Here is a 20279-nt window from a genome sequence, read left to right as displayed (position 1 = left end):
ATTATTTGCGCATTTATATTGCAATATCAACAAATATCAGCAGTTAAAACCAGCAAAAATTATAATTTAGAGTGTAACACCAAAAATAAAATTAATTACAGTTAAATGAACCATTTTAAGGGTTTGACGAGTCAAAAATTCAGATGACTTATCTGTTAACAGCAATATAAATCTTTCAGCTCAATTAGTTAAGGTGCTCTTTTGTCGTTGCAAGCGTCATCGTTTGCGTTCTAATCTATAACCATTTATTACATTTCGACGACTTGCTAACGCTTTCAATACCCCAAACTATTCCATACAATCGAATGAAATTGATAAGCGTCACCGCTAATGGAGCACAAATGAGCGACGTAAAACACAGTAAGTTACTTATCCTTGGTTCTGGTCCTGCGGGCTACACTGCTGCAGTATACGCTGCGCGCGCAAATCTAAACCCAGTATTGGTGACTGGTATGCAACAAGGTGGTCAATTAACGACAACAACCGAAGTTGAAAACTGGCCGGGTGATCCTGAAGGCTTGACTGGGCCAGCTCTCATGGAACGTATGAAAGAACATGCCGAGCGTTTTGAAACCGAGATCGTTTTTGATCATATCAACCAAGTCGACTTCAGCCAGCGCCCTTTTCGTCTGAAAGGCGACAGTGGTGAATATACATGTGATGCTTTGATTATCTCGACTGGTGCCTCAGCGAAGTACCTTGGCCTTGAATCCGAGGAAGCGTTCAAAGGGCGTGGCGTATCAGCATGTGCAACCTGTGATGGTTTCTTCTACCGTAATCAAAAAGTCGCGGTGGTTGGCGGCGGCAACACGGCTGTTGAAGAAGCGCTTTACCTCTCTAACATTGCTTCAGAAGTACATCTGATTCACCGTCGTGACAGCTTCCGTGCTGAAAAGATTTTGGTTAAACGCTTAATGGACAAAGTCGAAAGCGGCAACATCATTCTCCATACGGATCGCACTTTGGAAGAAATCACAGGCGACGACATGGGTGTGACGGGCGTTCGCATTAAAGACACCAAGTCAGACTCTATCGAAGAATTGGAAGTGATGGGTGCTTTCATCGCAATTGGCCATCAACCCAATACAGGCATTTTTGAAGGTCAGTTAGAGATGAAAGATGGCTATATTCTTGTCCAATCTGGCCTTGAAGGTAATGCGACACAAACCAGCGTCCCAGGCGTCTTTGCTGCGGGTGATGTCATGGATCACAACTATCGCCAAGCAATCACTTCCGCCGGAACCGGTTGTATGGCAGCCCTTGATGCTGAACGTTTTCTGGATGCTCTAGCAGACCGTAAATAATATTTTTCATTTTTGACTCAAATCCTTAAAGCCTCGTGGTATTCCCACGAGGCTTTCTTTTGTATAATCGCGAACCTCAACTCGCATAATAATTATCATTAAGCCTTCACGATGGACAAAAAGAAACAGCGCAGCTTGAATAAATGGCTCAAGCAGCAAAGTAAGTTAGCAAAACGCTGGCTGATGATTGCTGTTGGCCTCGGCGTACTTTCAAGCGTATTTTTGTTAGCTCAAGCAGCCTTGCTCGCCACCATTCTGCATCAATTGATCATAGAACAGGTCGACAAATATCAACTTGTGCCTTATTTCATTGGTTTAGCCGCCGTCATTGGTGTTCGAGCGCTGTGTTCATGGGGCCGAGAGATCGCAGGTTATCGCTGCGGCGCGCAAATTCGTGTTTATATACGCCAGCTTATTCTCAACAAGCTAAGAGAGTTAGGCCCAGCTTATATCAAAGGTAAACCTGCTGGTTCGTGGGCAACATTGTTGCTTGAACAAGTAGAAGATATGCATGATTTCTTTGCGCGTTATCTGCCTCAAATGTCTCTCTCTGTGCTTGTTCCCTTCGTGATACTTATTGTCGTCTTCCCAGTGAACTGGGCAGCCGGTCTTATCTTCCTGCTCACTGCTCCATTAGTGCCAATGTTTATGGCCCTAGTCGGTATGAAAGCCGCCGACGCCAACCGCAAGAACTTCAAAGCATTACAGCGTTTATCTGGTCACTTTTATGACCGCTTACAGTCGATGACAACGATCCGTCTTTTTGACCGAACCAAAGCAGAAACGGAAGTCATGCGTGGGGCTTCTGAAGTATTCCGAACTCGCACAATGGACGTCTTGAAAATTGCATTTCTGTCTTCCGCCGTTCTGGAATTTTTTACCTCTATTTCCATTGCACTGACCGCCGTTTACTTCGGTTTCGCCTTTATCGGTGAACTTAACTTTGGCGACTATGGTGCGGGGGTAACCTTGATGGCCGGCCTGTTTATTCTGGTGCTGGCTCCTGAGTTTTATCAACCACTGCGTGATTTAGGTACTTTCTATCACGCTAAGCAACAAGCGGTTGGAGCTGCTGAAAGCATTGTTGAGTTCCTTGATACTGATGTCAGTGCCGTTCGTTCAGGTGACAAAACGCTCAGCGCGAATGACGCTATTTCCATCCAAGCAAAAGATTTTGAGGTGTTCTCACCAGAAGGCATTAAATTGCTTGGTCCTGTGAGTTTTGAACTCTCGACGGCTCAAACGACAGCTTTAGTTGGCCCAAGTGGCGCCGGCAAAACCAGCTTAATCAATGCGATACTCGGATTTCTCCCATATCAGGGATCACTCATCATCAATGGCATCGAGAGAACAGAGCTGAATCTCGAAAACTGGCGAGAAAAAATCAGTTGGGTTGGCCAAAACCCGTTGCTATTGCATGGCTCTATCCGTGACAACATCACGTTGGGCAAGGACAACGTATCGGATGACGCTATTCAAACTGCATTACAAGAGTCTTTCTCCGCAGAATTCGTTGAGCAACACGGCCTCGATTACGCCGTATCCGACCGCTCTGGCGGCCTTTCCGTTGGGCAAGCTCAACGATTAGCACTCGCAAGAGCGATGGTACAGGACGGAAAATTCTGGCTTCTGGATGAGCCAACCGCTAGCTTGGATGCTCGTAGTGAGCGCTTAGTCATGCAGGGTTTAGCTGGTCAGATCGAAGGTAAAACAACGCTGATGGTCACCCACCAGCTCAGCCCTTTACAGAACGTTGCACAGATTCTGGTCATGGAAAACGGTGCGATTATTCAAAGTGGTCACTACAACGAACTCTCTAGCCAAGAGGGGTTATTCCAAAATATGCTTCAGGCGAATAATACTTTAAACCAAGCCAATAAGGGGAATCTCGATGCATGATTTAGTTCCCTATCTAAAACTGTATAAAAAGCACTGGTTCGGCCTATCTCTGGGAATGCTGTTGGCCTTCCTGACTCTATTTGCTTCTATTGGCTTACTGACTTTGTCCGGTTGGTTCTTATCTGCAGCCGCAGTGGCCGGGTTAACTATCGCCCGAGAAACCTTCAACTACATGCTGCCAGGGGCTTTTGTCCGCGGCTTTGCCATGGGACGCACCGCTGGTCGATGGGGTGAGCGCGTTGTTAGCCATAACGCTACCTTCAAGCTACTGACCGATCTGCGTATTTTCTTCTTCTCCAAACTCGCACCATTAATTCCGGGTCGAGTATCAAACCTGCGTGATGCAGACTTACTCAACCGCCTAGTTGCCGACATCGACGCGATGGACCACGTCTATCTTCGCCTTGTCAGCCCTATGGTCGTCGGCACACTTGGCATCCTAGGTTTAACTGCTCTGATTTGCTGGTTTGACATGGAGCTCGGCTTAACGCTTGGCGCCATTCTTATGGCTTTACTGCTCATCTGGCCGGTGCTGTTCTACAAATTAGGTAAAACCAATGGCGCAGAGCTGACACAGAACAAATCCGACCTGCGTATCGCAACATTGGATTGGTTACAAGGCTATAGCGAGCTCACTCTGTTTGGAGCGGAAGAACGTTACCGTAATGCGATTTTAAATGTGCAAGAACGCTTACTGAAGAATCAGTATTTTAATGCTCACTTTGCAGGTTTAGCACAAGCATTGCTGATGCTGGCTAACGGTTGGACAATTGTTCTGATGCTATGGCTTGCGGCAGATGGAGTGGGCGGTAATATGCCTGATCCTATGGTTGCCTTAGTGGTATTCGCTACAATGGCCAGTGTCGAGCTTCTCATGCCAATTGCTGGCGCTTTTCAACATTTGGGTCAAACACTGACTTCAGCACGGCGATTAAACGACATCATCTTGTCCGAGCCTGATGTTCAGTTCCCAGAGCAAAATACAGAGCACGACGACACCTATTCAATTGAGTATGAGAATGTCACTTTCCGTTATCCTGATGGCGACTCAAATACACTGCAAGACATTAGCCTGCAAATCCCTGCCAAGCACCGCATCGCAGTGGTAGGCCAAACCGGTTCTGGTAAATCGACATTAATGCAGCTACTGAACCGCTACTGGGACACCCAGCAAGGCGACATTAAAATTGCGGGCCAATCCATTCGTCATTGGAGTGAAAGCCAGCTACGCCAAGCCATCAGCGTGGTCAGCCAGCGAGTTGATATATTAAACGGTACTTTGCGTGATAATTTATTGATGGCTTCTCCAGATGCTAACGATGAACAGTTAGCTGAAACGTTATCTAAAGTCGGCCTAAACAAGTTATTGGATGAGCAAGGTTTAGATACATGGTTAGGTGACGGTGGTCGCCAACTGTCCGGTGGGGAAAAGCGCCGTATCGGTATTGCGCGTGCTTTACTACACAATGGCCCTATCCTATTACTTGACGAGCCTACCGAAGGTTTGGATAAGCAGACAGAACGACAGATCATGAAACTGTTCGAGCAGCACTTTGAAAACAAAACGGTTGTTTTCATTACTCACCGCTTAGTGGATCTCCACAGAATGGATGCCATTTGCCTAATTGAGCAAGGCCAGATTGTCGAGCATGGTAGCCATCAAGCGCTGCTTGAAAAGCAAGGGCGATATTTCGCACTTAATCAAACACTATGATCCACAAGGGCGATAGACATCGCCCTTTTTACGCTGAATAGCGATAATTATCTTGATATCAAACGAGAGGGAAATGGGCGGGTCAAGATTTCTGGTAGCGCAGTGATTGCGCTTAAAGGTACGCTATTTATCTGATTGGAGGTACAAAAAAGCAGCCGTATGGCTGCTTTTTGAAATAGATTGATTAGCGCTAACGCTGCTTATTACGAGCACCTTGCTCACCCGCACCTTTGCGCGGTTTACGGCGAGCTGGATTGTTACTACGTCCACCACCGTTGTTCATTCGTTCTTCATGACGCTTAACTGCGCGACGAATTTTCTGGCTACGAGAACGCTCACGCTTACGTGACGTATTGGCTTTGTTTTCGTCAAGCATGGTCTCTTTTTCAGGACGCAGCTCTACCAATTCACGCAAGTAGTTCACCTCTTTGAGGTCAAGCTCCATCCATCCGCCACGAGGCAGTTTCTTATCAAGGAAGATATCACCGTAACGAACACGCTTCAGGCGGCTAACCGTACAGTCCTGAGATTCCCACAAACGACGCACTTCGCGATTACGGCCTTCGTTGATCACAACGTAGAAAGTGTGGTTCATACCATCACCACCTGCGTAAACAACATCTTCAAAGCGCGCTAAACCATCTTCCAGCTCAACACCACTGACGAGGTTACGGACTTTCTTCTCATCCACTTCACCAAATACACGCACTAGGTACTCACGCTCTACCTGACGACTTGGATGCATGAGACGGTTAGCAAGCTCACCATCAGTAGTAAATAACAGCAAGCCTGACGTATTCGCATCTAGGCGACCAACAGAGATCCAACGCGAACCACGGATTTTTGGTAGACGGTCAAATACAGTACGACGACCTTCAGGATCATGACGAGTACACAGCTCACCTTCCGGCTTGTAGTAAGCTAGCACACGGCACACAACTTCTTCCTGCGCCTTCGCAGAAACAGTGTGACCGTCAATACGTACTACAGCATTCTCGTCTTCTAGTCGTTCACCAAGCTTAGCCACAACACCATTTACACTTACACGACCCGCTTTAATTAAGGCTTCTAGCTCGCGTCGTGAGCCATGGCCTGCTCGCGCTAATACTTTCTGTAATTTTTCGTTCATTCATCTACCTTTGTGTCGTCTTCTCAGACGTCGATTCTATTTTGCGACCTAAATTCGCGGCCGCATATTATCGCAAATCCTTGGAAAAAACGCATGCTTTATTTTCGATTTTGACAGCAATAACAATAGCCAATAATAAGAGTAATCGTAAGATTTTATAACCTTTATACACCTTATTAACCTAGCTCTTTATTGACGAGAATGAACAGAGCCTATCGCCTTAGCTTTTGGTTCAATATCCCCCCAACGCTGATCTTCTAACACCTCTAGCCAAGGTGTTAACTGTTCTGCAGGCTTCGGCCGACTAATAAAATAGCCCTGCGCATAATCACAGCCATTGTTTATTAACCAATCCAGAGAGGCCTGATCCTCCACACCTTCCGCGACCGTTTTCAACCCAAACCTTTTAGCCAGTTTGATTGTCGATTGTGCAATCGTCTGATCTTGCTGGTCGTCAGCGACATTTAGGATGAAGGATTTATCAATTTTGAGTTCTGTAGCAGGTAAATGTTTGAGCTGAGATAACGATGAGTAACCTGTTCCGTAGTCATCAATCGAAATTGACAGACCTCGTCGGGACATTCGGCTCAGTAGCGATAATGCGTATTCAGGATCCTCTGCAAGAGCGCTTTCGGTGATCTCTATCGTAACCTCAGCTTCACTGCAACCAAACTGAGAGAGGAAACGAGCGACTTTAACATCAAAGTCTTTCTGTTTAAGGTTAACCGCTGAAACATTGATCGCGACGCCAAGCTCATACCCCGCCTCTCTCCAAGTTTGAAGCTGCCGCAATGCATTACCTATCACCCAGTCCGTTAGAGCATCGATTTGCCCTGTTGTTTCTGCAATTTCAATAAACTCATCAGGAGGAATCATGCCCAGCTCTGGATGTACCCAGCGCACAAGCGCTTCGACTTTATCGATTCGTGATGTGTGTAGATTTAATTTGGGTTGAAAGTGAAGAACCAACTGCTCATTCCGAATCGCTTCTGTCAATTCATGGATTAGACGCACTCGATTAATTGCACTCTCCGCCATGCTAGAAGCAAACTCTAAGCTGGGTTGCTTTATTTTCATTGCCTGTTGTAAAGCAATCCCTGCATTATGAAGCAGTTGTCGCGCCGTTTCACCATGTTTGGGATAACGACAATAACCAGAAACAGTGTGCACCGTCACTGAAATACGTCGCAAAGTAAACACTCCCGATAAACACTGCAAAACTACATCGACACTTTGTTCATCACTTTGAAGCTTGCTACAGGTCGTTAATAAAGCAAATTCAGATGAGTCAAGCTGGTAAAACTGAGCTTGTTCATCCAAAGTCAACAAACGACTCGCAGCCGCCACCTGCAATTCTTCCCCCGTATCCAGACCTAGGCTGTAATTAAGTTCTTCAAACTCCAGGACTCGAAATCGAATTAGCATAAAGCCATCGCATTGGTTCTGAATCAAATGGGCAATATCTTCAAATAACTTTTTCTTATTCGGCATTTGTGTCAAATCAGAGTGATAAGCACGGAAATTAAGCTCTGCTTCACGATCATTAACCGCCTGATTCATTAAATTGAACTCATGAGCCAATACACCTAACTCATCTTTGCGTTTAACCACCAACTCGTTACTTGCCTGACCCTTAGCGATTTGTTGTGCCTTTTTCACTAGCTCCTGCAAAGGTTTCGCAAGGCTTTTTGACAAGAAATACGCAGCAAGAACCGAACAGCCAAACGTACCCAATACGATCAGCACAACTTGGAACCAACGGCTTTGAAGTGTGGCGAATAGATCCGATCTGGAGAGGTAAAGTGCAGCGATCAGGTCTTTTTCTTCTTTAAAGCCAATCGCTACCTCAGTCGCTATAGTATTGGCATCCGTTTGCTGGGGCTTAGAAGAAACACCACTCTCTTTACCTTCAATACTACTAGCAAGCAGTGACCATTGACCACTTTCCTGATAGCCGATATCAACATTCATACCGGTTAACAGTGCTAACCTTTGGGCCAATATCTGATCGATAGCGAAGCCAAAACCTATCCATGCAACGGTTTCTGCACCACTTTGTACTGGAACCAAAACTAATTGGAACACAGCGCCCTGATAATCATAAAGGATGGGGCGGTCTTCATCTGGGGCAGCAGTTTCAGCCATCGTCAGCATATTGTTTTCCGTATCGGCAAGTGTCCGATTACTGCTTCTGTCATAAACCAATTTGCCAATAAAATTACCATCGGCAGTAAGACCGATCGCCAAATCAGCGGATATCCGTTGACGGTGATTGTTTAACGCCACCAAAAAGCTGCGTTCATCCTCTCTCAGCGCCTGTTTAAGGCCAAAGTCTTTTGCCACAGTTTGTGCAAATGCGCTCAGATTCCGCGTACGTTGTTCAAACTGATTTTCAAACACCACCTTTGCTGTACTTAGGTGTATTTGGGCTCGTTCAGCTCTCTCTTTTTCATTCGATTGAACGATGGAGTAAAACAGAACACACTGTACAGTGACTAATACCGCCAGGAATGAAAGCAGAATTTGTGTCTGAATACTTTTGAATTGACTCATTTGTATGACCCGTAAGATCTGTAAAAATCAATCGTCTGAGTATTTTTCTGTTTGGGTATTGGTGACATCTTTTTCGTCAGCGACAAGGTCAACTCTTTCTCTTGACTAAGCTGGGCATACAGTTCCTCATTCATCTGAGGGTGCCATGCAATAACTTTTACATTTTCCAATTCATCCGGTAAGGTCATTCTTACCACTCCAGATTTACCTGTGATGGTAAAATACGGCGTGTCCACAACCTTGATATAGCCGCTCATCCAATCATGAATATTACACCCCATCGCTATGACTCCTTCACTGGGGAAGGACTTCTCTACCCCTGCTTCCGAGGAACGAATAACGAAAGAAAAATCCAGTGGACCAGTAATTGAGTATATATGGTGAGAAATGTTGTCTTTATTGGTAAACAACACTGGCTGGTTTACTTTAACTACTGAAATATAAGGCTTAAATGCACGCTTATCTTGCGAGATCTCAGTCACTAAAGTTTCTTTTACTGAGGAAGATTGCTTCGGTAAATTGGACGCCGTGACATAGACCACTGCATCTTTAACAGGTTTACCATTATTTTGGACAACACGAATTTCAACCGGAGCAGCGAAGCAGACAAGGCTGAAAAAGGAGAGAACAAAGATCAAGTGACGCATATTGCATATCTGATTAGTGAGACTTAACAATCAGCATAGCAGTCAGTGGGAAGTTTTGCGGGTAAAGAGAGCATAAGCATCAATGTCTTATGCTCTTTGGGAGCCAGCAAAATTGGCTGTTACTTGAAAGGCGCAGGATCTCCAGAGCCTAAACGAGCAATAACAGGTTCATCATCACTGAAGTCAACCACTGTTGTTGGTTGCTCACCAAGGTAGCCACCGTTGAGAATACAATCGACAGCATGCTCCAGTTGGTCGCGAATCTCTTCTGGATCAGACTCTGTAATGTCGTTACCCGGAAGAATAAGAGACGTCGACATCAGTGGCTCACCGAGCGCTTCGAGAAGATCGAGTGCGATGCGGTTATCGGGGACGCGGATACCAATCGTTTTACGCTTCGAGTTCATTAAGCGACGAGGAACTTCTTTGGTGCCTTTGAAAATGAAAGTGTACGGCCCAGGCGTGTTGTTCTTTAGTAAACGAAATGCCGTATTGTCGACACGGGCATACAAAGACAATTCGGACAAATCACGACAAAGTAGCGTGAAGTTGTGCTTCTCATCCAATCGGCGAATCTTACAGATTCGTTCTAATGCTTGTTTATTTTCTAATTGGCAACCCAGTGCGTAACCTGAATCTGTTGGGTAAATAACCACACCACCATTACGAATGATTGCTACAGCCTGATTAATCAAGCGAGCCTGCGGGTTTTCTGGGTGAACGTAAAAAAACTGGCTCATTGTCATTCCTCATCATCGAGTCTCTCGACTCTATATATCTTAACGTATTGATTTAATAGCAATCTTATAAACTAATCAGTCCAATTATTGACCATCAGCTTGCGAAGGCTCAATACCCCAATCTTTCCATACAGGTTCAACACCTGCAGGTAGCCATAGATTTCTGCCCAACTCCATCCAAGGAGATGGATAATGGAAATCGCTGCCTTGAGACGCTAATAGTTTGTATTGTATAGCATAATTAGCCAAGTTGCGTCTTTCTTGTTGACCTTGTTGTGGTTGAGCCACCTCCATCGCATCACCACCCGCTTCAACAAATGCTGTAATCAGTCGTTTTATCCACTTAGCGGTTAAGTTGTAACGTCCCGGATGAGCTAGAACGGCCTGCCCACCTGCACTATGAATAGCCGATACCGCTTCTTCCATTGAACACCAACTGGGCGGCACATAACCAGGGTTATTGCGAGTTAGATATTTTTTAAATACCTGCTGCATGGTTTTCGCGTAACCGTTATCAACCAACCATTTAGCAAAATGAGCACGGGTGATGGGCGCATCCCCCGCAATAGCTTGAACCTCTTCCAGTACGCCCTCTCTGGTTGCCTTAGCCAAACGATGCGCCATCATTTCAGCTCGACCTTCTCGATGCTTTTTCTGCTGCTCGATGAGCTTGCCAAGTTGCTCAGATTGCGGATCTAAATTCAACCCAACGATATGGATATCCTTGTTCTGCCATACCGTTGAGATTTCGATACCGTTAATGATCTTAATTGGCAGCTGGTTTGCTTCTACGTACTGATGCGCTTGCTCTAAACCATCGACCGTATCATGATCAGTGATCGCGAGGACATCAATGTTGAAACCGAGAGCTCTGTCTATCAATTCGTTGGCAGGTAATCGTCCGTCAGAGGCGGTTGTGTGGCTGTGTAAATCAATTCTCATAAATGTGTTTTTTTAGTTGACTTTTTACCTCTGCACTAGTTAACTAGTACACAAATACGAAGTACCTGAATAAAGGCTCACTATGTTACAAGAATTTAACCAAAACCAAAAAGCGAATCTTGCATCTGACACTCTACGTGACAGTTCTGCAAACCTTGCTTGGTGGCGCACTTGGACAAGTTCTTGGTGGGCTAACGTGTACTTTTAATTGAATAGATTAATGTTACCAAGCCCGCTACTAAAGCGGGCTTTTTGTTTTGTCGGATACAAAGCACTCAACTGATCAAACATTCATCAATTACTGCAAAATCCACATTGGGTGAATGTTTTCTTTGTGCGACTATGTACGACAGGAAGTAAGAAAGAATACAAATGAAAAGGAGGTCTTGTGAACAAGGCCATTGAAATCAAAAAGCTAGGAAATCTTGAAGTCATTCAAGCGTCTGCACCTTACGCACAGGACCCAACTCGTCTGTTTCATTCCTTGTGTGAGAATAAAACTGACAGCCTATTATTAGAGTCTGCGGAAATTGACTCTAAGCAAAACCTCAAAAGCTTGCTGATCGTAGATTCTGCCGTTCGCATCGTTTGCAACGGTCACATCGTTACCATGCAAGCACTGACGAATAACGGCAAACACCTGCTTTCTCATTTGACTCACAACATTCACAACAATGTGACTCATTCTTTTGATGGCACGACGCTGATACTTAAGCTCGAAGCACCTTGCGACACATTAGATGAAGATTCTCGCTTACGCGAAGCTTCATCCTTTGACGCCCTGCGCCTAGTTCAACACAGCTTTGACCTCAGTGAACAGCAAAAGCATGCGCTTTTCCTTGGTGGCTTATTTGCTTACGATATGGTGGCTAATTTTGAACCTTTAGGTGATGCCGAAGCCACTAATAAATGTCCAGATTATGTGTTCTATGTCGCTGAAACACTGCTCATTGTTGACCACCAACGCGAGTCCTGTGACCTACAAGCTACTTTATTTGCAAACGAAGAAGAAAAAGCAACGTTAGAAGCTCGTATCGAAAGCATTCAATCTCAATGCTCCAACCTTAAACATTTACCACTGGCAACGAAACTGCCCAACATCACCCCTCAACCAAGTGTGAGTGATGCCGATTTCTGTCAGATCGTTCGCGATCTAAAACAATATGTGGTTAAAGGCGATATCTTTCAGGTTGTTCCGTCACGTCGCTTTACTCTGCCTTGCCCCTCACCTCTTGCAGCATATAAAGAGCTCAAGCAAAGTAACCCAAGCCCTTATATGTTCTATATGCAAGATGAACTCTTCACACTATTCGGAGCTTCACCAGAAAGTGCTCTGAAATATGAGACTGAGACTAATCAGGTCGAGATCTACCCTATTGCTGGTACACGTCGTCGTGGCAAGCGTCCTGATGGTGCTATAGATTTTGACCTCGACAGCCGTATTGAGCTTGAGCTACGTACCGACATGAAAGAAAACGCCGAACACATGATGCTAGTCGATCTCGCGCGTAACGACGTTGCTCGTATTTCTCAGGCTGGCTCTCGTCATGTGGCCGATTTACTTAAAGTCGACCGCTACAGCCATGTTATGCATCTGGTGTCTCGTGTGGTTGGTCAACTTCGCGAAGATCTCGATGCTCTTCACGCCTACCAAGCCTGTATGAATATGGGGACGCTTACCGGGGCACCTAAAATCCGTGCGATGCAACTGATTCGCGATGTCGAAGGCGCTCGCCGTGGTAGCTATGGTGGAGCGGTAGGTTACCTAACAGGTGAAGGAACACTCGATACCTGCATCGTCATTCGCTCTGCTTACGTGGAAGATGGTATTGCACAAGTTCAGGCAGGTGCTGGGGTGGTATTTGATTCAGAACCACAAGCCGAAGCAGATGAAACTCGTGGTAAGGCGCAAGCCGTTATCTCTGCAATTCAGTCAGCACATAAGGAGTCGTAGAGATGGCTAACATTGTATTTATCGATAACTTTGACTCGTTTACTTATAACTTAGTGGATCAGTTTCGCTCACTCGGACACTACGTCAAAATCTACCGTAACCACATTGCCGCGGAAACGATTGAAAGTGCGGTCAACGAGCTAGACAATCCGGTAGTGTTATTGTCTCCCGGCCCAGGGGCTCCTTCTGAAGCTGGGTCAATGCCAGAAGTCATTCAACGTCTCAAAGGTAAAGTGCCGATGATTGGCATCTGCCTAGGTCATCAGGCTATTGTTGAAGCTTATGGAGGCACCGTAGCCGGTGCAGGGAAAATCGTTCACGGCAAAGTGTCGATGATGGAGCATCAGCACCATGCCACCTATTCAGACTTACCTTCACCACTTGCCATTGCGCGTTACCATTCATTGGTGGCGACAGAAGTACCACCTTCTCTTACCGTGACCGCCGAAGTTGACGGGCTGGTGATGTCGGTAGTACAAGAACAAGATAAGATTTGCGGATTCCAGTTCCATCCAGAATCGATTATGACTACCTACGGTGCAACCCTATTGGCGAACGCCATCGAATGGGCTCTTGGTCATTCAGAACAAACGTCAGCACAGCAGCAATAAGGAAGAGAAAATGGAAACGATCATTAATAAACTTTATGAGCAGCAGTCACTGACTCAAGATGAAAGCCAGCAACTCTTTGATGTTATTATTCGTGGTGAACTCGACCCTATCCTGATGGCTTCTGCGCTAACTGCCCTGAAGATCAAAGGGGAAACACCGGATGAAATCGCTGGAGCGGCTAAGGCCTTACTTGCTAACGCAAACCCATTCCCACGTCCAGATTATGATTTCGCAGACATCGTTGGCACTGGTGGCGACGGGCATAACACCATCAACATTTCAACTACAGCCGCCTTTGTTGCCGCTGCCTGTGGTTTGAAAGTAGCCAAACACGGCAACCGCAGTGTATCAAGTAAATCAGGCTCTTCTGATCTGCTTGATTCATTTGGTATCAACCTCGCCATGAGCGCAGAGGATACACGCTCTGCTGTTGATAGCCTAGGAGTGGCTTTTTTGTTTGCGCCGCAATACCACAGTGGTGTTCGCCACGCTATGCCTGTTCGTCAGACCATGAAAACCCGCACAATTTTTAACATCTTAGGCCCGCTGATTAACCCTGCTCGTCCAAACATCGAGCTTATGGGCGTTTACAGCGAAGAGTTAGTCCGTCCTATCGCTGAAACCATGCTTAAGATGGGCATGAAGCGCGCTGCAGTCGTTCATGGCAGTGGTTTAGACGAAGTCGCTATCCATGGCAGCACCACTGTTGCAGAAATCAAAGATGGGCAAATTACTGAATACACTTTGACTCCAGAAGACTTTGGCCTAACAGCGCATCCGCTTGAAGCAATTAAAGGCGGTGATCCTGAAGAGAACAAAGCCATTATTACCAATATCCTCACTGGTAAAGGCACTGATGCGCAGCTGGGTGCGGTAGCGGTTAACGTTGCGCTTCTGATGCGTTTATTTGGTCATGAAGATCTCAAGGCCAACACTCAGCAAGCTATTGAGACTATGAACTCTGGTAAAGCGTTTGAGCTGGTTAATCAGCTAGCAGCTCACGCCTAAGTACCTTAAGGAAGGAACAAAAGATGACTCAGACGCAAGATAAACTTTCAGAGCATGTGTCCCTAAAAGAAGCGCAAATGGCAGAAGTATTGGCAAAAATCGTTCGTGATAAGTACATCTGGGTGGAAGAACGTAAAGCCTCTCAACCTTTGGAGCAGTTTAAAGACGCGCTAACTCCGTCTGATCGTAGCTTCTATGACGCTGTAAGCAGTAAAAAAACTGCCTTCATCACAGAATGTAAGAAGGCGTCTCCGTCCAAGGGACTGATTCGTGACGACTTTGATCTCGATTACATTGCGTCCGTGTACAATAATCACGCTGATGCGATTTCAGTACTCACCGATGAAAAGTACTTTCAAGGAAACTTCGATTTCCTGCCACAAGTGAGAAAGCAAACATCTCAACCGATTCTGTGTAAAGACTTTATGGTGGATACTTATCAGGTTTATCTAGCTCGCCATTATTCTGCTGACGCAATTCTGCTGATGCTATCGGTACTTGATGACGCCGAGTATAAAGCACTGGAAGAAGTAGCTCACTCACTCAACATGGGCATTCTAACCGAAGTCAGTAATGAGGAAGAGTTACACCGCGCAGTAAAACTTGGCGCTAAAGTTATTGGTATTAATAACCGCAACTTACGTGACCTAACAACAGATTTGAACCGCACCAAAGAGCTGGCACCAACAATACGTGAGCTGGCACCAGAGGCGACCATCATTTCGGAGTCAGGCATCTACACACACCAGCAAGTTAGAGATCTTGCAGATTTTGCTGATGGTTTCCTAATCGGTAGCTCATTGATGGCAGAAGACAACTTAGAGCTGGCAGTACGAAAAGTCACACTAGGTGAAAATAAAGTTTGTGGTCTGACACACCCAGATGATGCTGCGAAAGCTTACCAAGCAGGAGCAGTATTTGGCGGACTGATTTTTGTCTCTAAGTCGAAGCGTTGCGTGGATTTAGAAACCGCTCGCCTAACCATGTCTGGTGCTCCTTTGAAATATGTGGGCGTATTCCAGAACCACGATGTCGACACCGTGATTAGTATTGCGCAAGAGCTTGGTCTAAGTGCAATACAACTGCATGGAGATGAAGATCAGGACTATGTCGATACACTCCATACTCAGTTGGGTGAACAAGTTGAAATCTGGAAAGCCTACGGTGTAACAGACTGCTTACCAGAACTGCTAGACACTCCAGTCAGCCGCCACTTACTCGATACAAAAGTAGGCTCGCAAACAGGTGGCACTGGCTTGGTCTTCGACTGGTCATTACTCAGTGACACATCAAAAGTCATGCTGGCAGGTGGCATATCTCCTTTCAACGCGCAAAAAGCGGCCCAACAAGGCTGTCTAGGTCTGGATTTAAACTCAGGCGTTGAAGTTTCACCCGGCAAGAAAGATGCAGAGAAGCTGCAACAGGCATTTGATGCGATTCGCAGCTACTAAATAGATTTATTAAAGATCAATTACTCATAATTAAAGAAATTTTTTGGTGTGCTAGAGAGCAATGCCAAACTGAATTGAAGGAATAAAACCATGGCAAAACTTGATGCCTACTTCGGCGAATACGGTGGTCAGTATGTACCGCAAATTCTCGTTCCTGCACTGGAACAGCTAGAACAAGCGTTTATCGATGCGCAAGAAGACCCAGAGTTTCGCAGCGAGTTTATGACCCTGCTGCAAGAATACGCAGGTCGCCCAACGGCGCTAACACTGACTCGCAATCTGACCAAAGGTACAAAAACCAAACTGTACCTCAAGCGCGAAGATTTATTGCACGGCGGTGCACACAAGACTAACCAAGTGCTAGGTCAGGCACTGTTGGCTAAGCGTATGGGCAAAAATGAAATCATTGCTGAGACTGGCGCAGGTCAGCACGGCGTAGCAACTGCACTCGCTTGTGCATTGCTCGGTCTGAAATGTCGCGTGTACATGGGAGCAAAAGACGTAGAACGTCAAAGCCCGAATGTGTTCCGTATGAAACTTATGGGCGCGGAAGTCATTCCTGTTCACTCGGGTTCTGCAACTCTGAAAGATGCATGTAACGAAGCACTGCGCGACTGGTCAGCAAGCTACGAAGAAGCTCACTATTTGCTGGGTACCGCTGCTGGCCCTCATCCATTCCCAACCATAGTGCGTGATTTCCAACGAATGATTGGCGAAGAAACAAAAAACCAGATTCTGGCTCGTGAAGGGCGCCTTCCTGATGCAGTCATCGCTTGTGTGGGTGGTGGCTCAAATGCAATCGGTATGTTTGCTGACTTTATTGAAGAGGAAACGGTTCGCCTGATCGGTGTTGAACCTGCAGGTAAAGGTATCGATACCGACCAGCATGGCGCCCCTCTTAAGCACGGTAAAACCGGCATCTTCTTTGGTATGAAAGCGCCACTGATGCAAGACGTAAACGGGCAAGTTGAAGAATCTTACTCTGTTTCTGCGGGCCTTGATTTCCCTTCAGTTGGACCTCAACACGCTCACTTAAATGCAATTGGCCGCGCGGAATACGACAACGTAACCGATGATGAGGCTTTGGAAGCATTCCAAGAACTTGCCCGCAGTGAAGGTATTATCCCTGCACTAGAGTCATCTCACGCACTAGCTCATGCACTACGTATGGCTCGTGAGAACCCAGACAAAGAACAACTTCTCGTCGTAAACCTATCAGGTCGTGGTGACAAAGACATCTTCACTGTTCACGCCATTCTAGAAGAAAAAGGAGTTATCTAATGAGCCGTTATGAGTCTATGTTTGAGCGCCTGAACGAGAAAAACCAAGGTGCATTTGTTCCTTTCGTAACCGTGTGCGATCCAAACCCGGAGCAGTCCCTGAAAATTATGGAGACACTGGTTGAAGCGGGTGCCGATGCACTTGAACTGGGTATTCCGTTTTCGGATCCACTTGCGGATGGCCCTACTATTCAAGGAGCGAACATTCGCGCACTGGATTCGGGAGCAACCCCAGATATCTGCTTTGATTTGATTGGAAAAATCCGCGCCAAATACCCAGAACTCCCAATCGGCCTTCTGATGTACGCAAACCTAGTTTATGCGCGCGGGATTGATAGTTTTTACCAGCGTTGTGCGAATGTAGGTATCGATTCTGTGTTGATTGCTGACGTACCAACCAATGAAAGCCAAGAGTTTGTTGAGGCGGCTAAGAAGCACGGTATTGAACCTATCTTTATCGCACCGCCAACGGCATCAGAAGAGACACTAAAATCAGTTGCTGAACTAGGTGGTGGCTATACATACCTACTCTCTCGTGCTGGTGTAACCGGTGCAGAAACAAAGGCCAACATGCCAGTTGGAGACTTGTTAGAAAAACTCAATAAATACGACGCACCGCCATCGCTTCTCGGTTTTGGTATATCTCAGCCCGATCAGGTTAAACAAGCGATTGAGTCTGGTGCCGCAGGGGCAATTTCAGGCTCTGCTATCGTCAAAATCATCGAATCACACGTTGAGTCTCCGCAAGAAATGTTAAATCAGCTGGCTAGTTTTGTTTCACCGATGAAGGCAGCAACACAAAAGTAAAGTGCTAGCCATCTAAACCTATATGAGATCGGTTTTTTAATAACTTAAGACACCGATCTTTTTTTTAACATCTATTCTTTTTATCCACGCCTTCATTTGAATTAAAAAAACCAATATTTAGATAACAACTCATCCCCCAATCGAATGGCAAACGTTTGCTATCGGTCAAAAAGTTATCACCCATCAAGGAAAATGATTTTAATCGACCCAATTAACTTGGGCGCTTATTGCTAAATGTAAAAATAAAGTGTAAAAAGCGAAGCGAAATTACTGTCTAAATTATAAATTTGATTTAGATATTAATTCTGGAATTTTAAAATTTGTTAGCACAGAGGTTATGGAAGTGTTAAAAGAAAAGAGTTTACTAAACAACATCGGCGTTCAAGTTGTGATCGCCATGATTGTGGGTACTGCCGCGGGTGCCTTCATGGGAGACAGCGCTACGGTCTTCGCTCCACTAGGTGCGATTTTTATTAACCTAATCAAAATGCTGGTTATTCCATTGGTCGCTGTCGCGCTAATTTCGGGCGCAGCGGGCTTAGGTAATAGTCAGTCAGCGGGTAAAGTTGGTTTAGTAACTTTAGGTTACTTCGGTCTAACATCTGCACTCGCTGTTGCACTTGCTCTATTTATGGGTGAAGTCTTCAAACCAGGTATGGGTATCGATGTCTCTGGCGTTGAGGGCATGTTCTCATCTGAATACGCTTCTAAAGGTGACCTACCTTCTTTCTGGGCAACCATTACTGGTATGATCCCAACTAACGTTTTCCAGTCACTGAATGAAGCCAACATCCTACAGATCCTAGTTTTCTGCATGTTTTTCGGGATCGCTATTTCTAAGCAAGCGAAAGAACGCCGTGACCCAATCATTAACGGCGTAAACTGCATTGTTGATGCCATGGTTTGGATGATCAACAAGGTTATGATCATTGCGCCACTGGGTGTATTTGGCCTAATGGCAGAAGCGGTCGGCACTTTCGGCTTTGGCGCCTTAATGGTGGTATTCAAACTGTTTGTTGTCTACATCGCTGCAATTCTTATCTTTGGTTTCGTGGCCTACCCTCTTATGGTGCACATCTTCACTAAGACCTCTGCGAAGAAATTCCTGACAGCAATGAAGAAACCTCAAGCCGTGGCCTTATCTACCGCTTCATCAATGGCGACTCTGCCTGTCACGATGGATACCTGTGAGCATGAGCTGGGTGTAAGAAACTCGACAGCGTCTTTCGTTCTCCCTCTGGGCGCAACAATCAATATGTCAGGTAACGCGATTTACTACGGTTTAGTCGCAATCTTCTTCGCGCAACTGTTCAACATCGATCTTGGTATGGGCGCGTACATTGCCATCATTATTACCTCGACACTTGGTGCAGTAGGTCAAGCTGGAGTACCTGGTCCTTCGTTCCTAGTTGTTGCCGTTCTTCTGGCAGCAGGTATCCCTATCGAAGGCCTACCTCTACTGTTCGCTCTTGATCGTATCTTCGATATGATCCGTACTGCATTGAACATCACAGGTGACGCCGCTTGTGCTGTGATTGTTGACTCACTGATTGAAGAAGAAGCGAAAGAAGCTGAGCTCCAAAAACAGCAAGCTTAAGCGCTGATTTCAGGTAACAAAAAGCCCGGCTAGTAACTAGCCGGGCTTTTTCGTGATATGTCTATTACAAGAAGTGGAATGTCGCGTTTAGCGAGAAGTTCTTCACATCGTCTTCTTTCATATTGAATACGCTGTAGCTTGCCCCTAAAGAAAGAGGCCCCATGACGAAGTATTCCGCACCCACACCGTACATTACGTCGATCTCATCTTCTTTGAAGCCACCATCAGCTTTAAGATCGTATGAATGCAGGCCGCCTTTCGCGTATACATGCAGTGGGCCAAAATCAAGGCTTGGTTTCGCAGCAAAGTAAATTGAAGAACCAGTTAGGTTCGTTTTTATACCAGAGTAATCAACACGATCATAATCGCCCAAGTCTTGGTAACCCGCTTCAAGGCCGATGAATGGCAAAATACCGGTACCAACATGAACGTTGTATGAGGTTGTAGATTCACCACCTAAGTCTGCTTGACCTACACTTGCACTACCGTAGATCCATGAGTCCGCTGATGCTGTTGCTGATGCACCTAATAAAGCTAGTGCGAGTAGTGTCTTTTTCATATTTAACCTTCTTTCTTTTCCCTTTGCAGAGGCTGCCACGGCAATCCTCTGCCAGTATAAGTCAAAATATTGTTATATTTAAG

The 20279-nt window shown here is 45.8% G+C and carries 17 protein-coding genes and 1 other annotated feature; of the genes, 11 read left to right on the top strand and 6 right to left on the bottom strand.

Going from position 1 to position 20279, the window contains the following annotated elements; genetic code table 11:
- Window positions 1-341 precede the first annotated feature (341 nt).
- The 3 genes from trxB (at window position 342) to cydC (ending at window position 4917) form a co-directional block, all read left to right on the top strand.
- Complete coding sequence (trxB, locus tag L1D23_RS16515; protein ID WP_239868432.1) at window positions 342-1304, top strand: thioredoxin-disulfide reductase; 963 nt, start codon at window positions 342-344, stop codon at window positions 1302-1304.
- A 111-nt stretch (window positions 1305-1415) separates the two neighbouring features.
- A complete protein-coding gene (gene cydD, locus L1D23_RS16510; protein WP_239868428.1) occupies window positions 1416-3203 on the top strand; it encodes a cysteine/glutathione ABC transporter permease/ATP-binding protein CydD in 1788 nt (595 codons plus the stop codon).
- Complete coding sequence (gene cydC / locus L1D23_RS16505; protein WP_239868425.1) at window positions 3196-4917, top strand: cysteine/glutathione ABC transporter ATP-binding protein/permease CydC; 1722 nt, start codon at window positions 3196-3198, stop codon at window positions 4915-4917. The genes cydD and cydC overlap by 8 nt, the downstream gene beginning before the upstream one ends.
- A gap of 190 nt (window positions 4918-5107) precedes the next feature.
- Here cydC and rluB read toward each other — a convergent pair whose 3' ends face one another.
- From rluB to L1D23_RS16480, 5 genes are all read right to left on the bottom strand, one after another.
- Complete coding sequence (rluB, locus tag L1D23_RS16500; protein ID WP_239836613.1) at window positions 5108-6046, bottom strand: 23S rRNA pseudouridine(2605) synthase RluB; 939 nt, start codon at window positions 6044-6046, stop codon at window positions 5108-5110.
- A gap of 189 nt (window positions 6047-6235) precedes the next feature.
- Window positions 6236-8599, bottom strand: a complete 2364-nt coding sequence (locus tag L1D23_RS16495; protein WP_239868422.1) for an EAL domain-containing protein — start codon at window positions 8597-8599, stop codon at window positions 6236-6238.
- Window positions 8596-9246, bottom strand: coding sequence for a hypothetical protein (locus L1D23_RS16490; RefSeq protein ID WP_239868419.1), 651 nt, complete (start codon window positions 9244-9246; stop codon window positions 8596-8598). Before L1D23_RS16490 ends, L1D23_RS16495 begins: the two co-directional genes overlap by 4 nt.
- A 119-nt stretch (window positions 9247-9365) precedes the next feature.
- Window positions 9366-9986, bottom strand: coding sequence for an L-threonylcarbamoyladenylate synthase (locus tag L1D23_RS16485; protein WP_239868416.1), 621 nt, complete (start codon window positions 9984-9986; stop codon window positions 9366-9368).
- An 84-nt stretch (window positions 9987-10070) separates the two neighbouring features.
- A complete protein-coding gene (locus L1D23_RS16480; RefSeq protein WP_239868413.1) occupies window positions 10071-10928 on the bottom strand; it encodes a PHP domain-containing protein in 858 nt (285 codons plus the stop codon).
- Window positions 10929-11010: 82 nt separating this feature from the next.
- On the opposite strand from L1D23_RS16480, the gene L1D23_RS16475 reads away from it, so the two are divergent.
- From L1D23_RS16475 to L1D23_RS16440, 8 genes are all read left to right on the top strand, one after another.
- Window positions 11011-11136 carry a Trp operon leader peptide gene (locus tag L1D23_RS16475; protein ID WP_239836618.1) on the top strand — a complete coding sequence of 42 codons (126 nt, stop codon included), beginning with the start codon at window positions 11011-11013 and terminating at the stop codon, window positions 11134-11136.
- Window positions 11083-11185, top strand: a sequence feature (Trp leader region). Its footprint overlaps the gene before it by 54 nt.
- A 131-nt stretch (window positions 11186-11316) precedes the next feature.
- The gene (locus L1D23_RS16470; RefSeq protein ID WP_239868410.1) at window positions 11317-12882 is read left to right on the top strand and encodes an anthranilate synthase component 1; all 1566 of its coding nucleotides are present in this window, start codon (window positions 11317-11319) and stop codon (window positions 12880-12882) included.
- 2 nt (window positions 12883-12884) lie between these two features.
- Complete coding sequence (locus L1D23_RS16465) at window positions 12885-13493, top strand: aminodeoxychorismate/anthranilate synthase component II (protein ID WP_239868407.1); 609 nt, start codon at window positions 12885-12887, stop codon at window positions 13491-13493.
- Window positions 13494-13503: 10 nt separating this feature from the next.
- Entirely contained in the window at window positions 13504-14502 is a 999-nt protein-coding gene (gene trpD, locus L1D23_RS16460) for an anthranilate phosphoribosyltransferase (RefSeq protein WP_239868404.1), read from the top strand.
- Between the two features lie 23 nt (window positions 14503-14525).
- Window positions 14526-15953 (top strand): bifunctional indole-3-glycerol-phosphate synthase TrpC/phosphoribosylanthranilate isomerase TrpF, encoded by a 1428-nt coding sequence (trpCF, locus tag L1D23_RS16455; RefSeq protein WP_239868401.1) that lies wholly within the window; start codon window positions 14526-14528, stop codon window positions 15951-15953.
- 90 nt (window positions 15954-16043) lie between these two features.
- Window positions 16044-17234 carry a tryptophan synthase subunit beta gene (trpB, locus tag L1D23_RS16450; protein ID WP_006958942.1) on the top strand — a complete coding sequence of 397 codons (1191 nt, stop codon included), beginning with the start codon at window positions 16044-16046 and terminating at the stop codon, window positions 17232-17234.
- The gene (gene trpA, locus L1D23_RS16445) at window positions 17234-18040 is read left to right on the top strand and encodes a tryptophan synthase subunit alpha (RefSeq protein ID WP_239868398.1); all 807 of its coding nucleotides are present in this window, start codon (window positions 17234-17236) and stop codon (window positions 18038-18040) included. Before trpB ends, trpA begins: the two co-directional genes overlap by 1 nt.
- A 337-nt stretch (window positions 18041-18377) precedes the next feature.
- On the top strand, window positions 18378-19637 hold the full coding sequence (locus tag L1D23_RS16440; protein ID WP_239868395.1) for a dicarboxylate/amino acid:cation symporter: 1260 nt from the start codon (window positions 18378-18380) through the stop codon (window positions 19635-19637).
- 64 nt (window positions 19638-19701) lie between these two features.
- Here the strand turns inward: L1D23_RS16440 and L1D23_RS16435 are convergent, their stop codons facing one another.
- Window positions 19702-20196, bottom strand: coding sequence for an outer membrane beta-barrel protein (locus tag L1D23_RS16435; RefSeq protein ID WP_239868392.1), 495 nt, complete (start codon window positions 20194-20196; stop codon window positions 19702-19704).
- Window positions 20197-20279: the final 83 nt, after the last annotated feature.

Source organism: Vibrio sp. Isolate24, assembly GCF_022398215.1.
GTDB classification, from domain to species: domain Bacteria; phylum Pseudomonadota; class Gammaproteobacteria; order Enterobacterales; family Vibrionaceae; genus Vibrio; species Vibrio coralliilyticus_A.
This window is presented reverse-complemented; position numbering and strand designations above follow the sequence as displayed.

Coding starts and splice junctions, on each gene's coding strand:
- L1D23_RS16480 (WP_239868413.1), bottom strand. CDS start 10,928: ATGAGAATTGATTTACACAGCCACACAACCGCCTCTGACGGACGATTA.
- rluB (WP_239836613.1), bottom strand. CDS start 6,046: ATGAACGAAAAATTACAGAAAGTATTAGCGCGAGCAGGCCATGGCTCA.
- trpD (WP_239868404.1), top strand. CDS start 13,504: ATGGAAACGATCATTAATAAACTTTATGAGCAGCAGTCACTGACTCAA.
- L1D23_RS16440 (WP_239868395.1), top strand. CDS start 18,378: ATGGAAGTGTTAAAAGAAAAGAGTTTACTAAACAACATCGGCGTTCAA.
- trpCF (WP_239868401.1), top strand. CDS start 14,526: ATGACTCAGACGCAAGATAAACTTTCAGAGCATGTGTCCCTAAAAGAA.
- cydD (WP_239868428.1), top strand. CDS start 1,416: ATGGACAAAAAGAAACAGCGCAGCTTGAATAAATGGCTCAAGCAGCAA.
- L1D23_RS16485 (WP_239868416.1), bottom strand. CDS start 9,986: ATGAGCCAGTTTTTTTACGTTCACCCAGAAAACCCGCAGGCTCGCTTG.
- L1D23_RS16475 (WP_239836618.1), top strand. CDS start 11,011: ATGTTACAAGAATTTAACCAAAACCAAAAAGCGAATCTTGCATCTGAC.
- cydC (WP_239868425.1), top strand. CDS start 3,196: ATGCATGATTTAGTTCCCTATCTAAAACTGTATAAAAAGCACTGGTTC.
- L1D23_RS16495 (WP_239868422.1), bottom strand. CDS start 8,599: ATGAGTCAATTCAAAAGTATTCAGACACAAATTCTGCTTTCATTCCTG.
- trxB (WP_239868432.1), top strand. CDS start 342: ATGAGCGACGTAAAACACAGTAAGTTACTTATCCTTGGTTCTGGTCCT.
- L1D23_RS16435 (WP_239868392.1), bottom strand. CDS start 20,196: ATGAAAAAGACACTACTCGCACTAGCTTTATTAGGTGCATCAGCAACA.
- L1D23_RS16465 (WP_239868407.1), top strand. CDS start 12,885: ATGGCTAACATTGTATTTATCGATAACTTTGACTCGTTTACTTATAAC.
- trpA (WP_239868398.1), top strand. CDS start 17,234: ATGAGCCGTTATGAGTCTATGTTTGAGCGCCTGAACGAGAAAAACCAA.
- L1D23_RS16490 (WP_239868419.1), bottom strand. CDS start 9,246: ATGCGTCACTTGATCTTTGTTCTCTCCTTTTTCAGCCTTGTCTGCTTC.
- trpB (WP_006958942.1), top strand. CDS start 16,044: ATGGCAAAACTTGATGCCTACTTCGGCGAATACGGTGGTCAGTATGTA.